General features: G+C 66.3%; 4 protein-coding genes. All 4 read left to right on the top strand.

What is annotated here, in order from left to right; genetic code table 11:
* Positions 1–639: hypothetical protein (locus RMO97_RS04060; RefSeq protein WP_310539263.1), on the top strand; the 639-nt coding region annotated here is incomplete at its 5' end.
* A 66-nt stretch (positions 640–705) separates the two neighbouring features.
* Entirely contained in the window at positions 706–1035 is a 330-nt protein-coding gene (locus RMO97_RS04065; protein ID WP_310539264.1) for a PadR family transcriptional regulator, read from the top strand.
* A complete protein-coding gene (locus RMO97_RS04070; RefSeq protein WP_310539265.1) occupies positions 1032–1586 on the top strand; it encodes an HAAS signaling domain-containing protein in 555 nt (184 codons plus the stop codon). The genes RMO97_RS04065 and RMO97_RS04070 overlap by 4 nt, the downstream gene beginning before the upstream one ends.
* 27 nt (positions 1587–1613) lie before the next feature.
* A partial coding sequence (locus tag RMO97_RS04075; protein ID WP_310539266.1) for a GIN domain-containing protein occupies positions 1614–2171 on the top strand: 558 nt, incomplete at its 3' end.

Genomic DNA, 2171 nt, shown 5'->3' on the forward strand with positions numbered 1-2171 from the left:
GCCAGCGTGTGGGAAAGGCTAGCTCGCGGCTGGCGCGCGGCGCGCGCGACGCCCGGCGCCTCGACAATCCTGGCCACGGCCGGCGCATCATACGCCACCCGCGCCCTGGGCGTGGCGCTGGGACTACCCCTGCTGCTGGTCAAGGGCGACGTGGCGGGCGGGCTCGCCACTCTGGCGCTTGTGATGGCGGCCACGGCGGTTGGCGATGGCTTGACCAATCTGCTTACCGTCACCTGGCGGGTGCGAGACGCTTGGGCGTTCCTCTTCCTGGGCTACATTCTTCGCGGCGTCGGCTTGGCCGGCATAGGGGTTGCGGCGATGTTCGCACCTCCCACACTGGCCCCGTTGGCCATGGCGGGCGGCGGCTTTGTCCTGGGGGTCGGGGGCTCCATCGCCTTCCTGCAGATGATGCCCTTCTTTCAGACACGTATGGACATCGGCGACGCAACCGCGGTCTTTCGCCTGCGCTACGCCATTCTCGCCGGAGCCACCCTGCTGGGATCCTTGTTGGGCCCGCTAGTCTTCCGGCTCTGGTCGCCGGCGCCCGTCATCATTGCATGCGGCGCTGTGCTGACCGTTGCAGCGTTCTGGGGTTTGCGCCGTCCGCCATTGCCGTTGGGCCAGGTTACTAACGTTTAATGCATGCTACCTTGCGTCGCCTAATACCTTGCAGTACCTCTTGGTTTCGCAGGGAGGCGCAAGGACGTGCCGGAAGCCATTGAGATCCAGCTGAAGAAGGGGGCGCTCGAGCTGTGTGTGCTCGCGCTTCTGCACAGGCAGGACAGCTATGCCTACGACATCGCCGCTCGGCTGGCCGAGGCCATCGGCATGGGTGAAGGCACCATCTATCCGCTGATGCGGCGGCTGCAGGCCGATGGCCTGGTGGAGACCTATCTGGTGGAAAGCAGCGCGGGTCCGCCGCGGAAATATTATCGACTGAGCGAGGGCGGCAAGCGCACCTTCGCCAGCCAGCAGGCGGCCTGGACGTCGTTCTCAGCCGCCGTCGATCAGATCGTTTTTGGAGGGGCAAAATGACACGCGAGGCCTTTTTGGCCCGGCTAAGGGAGGGCTTGCGCAGCCTGCCCCCTCAGGCCATGGCCGACATTGTCGCCGACTATGAAACCCACTTTGCCGACGGCGTTGCAGCGGGTCGCAGCGAGGCTGAAGTCGCCCAGGCGCTGGGTGATCCGGACCGTCTGGCCCGCGAACTTCAAGCTGAAAAGTCGCTCTCCCGGTGGCGGGACGACCGAAGCCCGTCGTCGGCGGCCGCAGCCGTGTTCGCCGTTCTGGGCCTGGGGGCCATCGACATCCTGATCCTGCTCCCGATTCTGATGACCGTGGGCGCGACGCTGTTCGGGTTGTTCATGGCCGTGATCGCGGTGTTTTTTGCGGGCGGGGTCGTCTTCGCCGCGGGTCCTTTCCTGGACCCCCCGGGCGGCGTCGCCGCGGCGCTGCTGGCGGGTATCGGCCTGATGGCCGGTTCGGCGTCAGGCGGCGCCTTGCTGAGCCTGGCCTCAATCGGACTGGTCAACGCGCTCGTCTGGTACGGGCGGCTGCACTACCGGCTGTTGAAGCCGGCGCTTTAATCCTAAAGGCCGGGGAGGCTTAAGCACATGGTTCGTGTCCTGATCATGATCACCGTCGCCGGTTTCATTCTGTCGGTCGGCGCGCTGGCGGCCGCCTTCGCCATCGGCGGCCCTGACGCCATCGCCCGTGGGGGCTGGCACCTTGCCGACGGCCACGCCTGGCGCGGCAAGCACTTGGGCTGGGACGATGATGACAGGGGCCCCGGAGAGTTCGGAGATCCTGGCCCCGAAACCACCCGCACCCTCGCGTGGACCGGCGCCAATCGCCTCGACATCGATCTGTCGGCGGACGTCCGCTATATCCAGTCGACGGGCCCTGCCAGCGTCGTCGTGACAGGACCGCAAAAGCTGGTCGAGCGGGTGGTCGTTGAGGGCGACAGCGTCCGCTACGAACACGGCTTTCACCGTCGCCATAGCCGCAATCAGACGCTGTCGATCATCGTCCGGGCGCCGGCGATCAGCAGCTTTGACCTGTCAGGTCGAAACACGCTCGCCATCGAGGGGTACCGCCAACCCAGTCTGCGCCTGGACGTATCCGGCCGCAGCGAAGTCACCGCGATGGGGCAGACAGACAGTGTCGACCTG

The sequence above is a fragment of the Phenylobacterium sp. genome (assembly GCF_031425575.1).
In the GTDB taxonomy this organism is placed as follows: domain Bacteria; phylum Pseudomonadota; class Alphaproteobacteria; order Caulobacterales; family Caulobacteraceae; genus Phenylobacterium.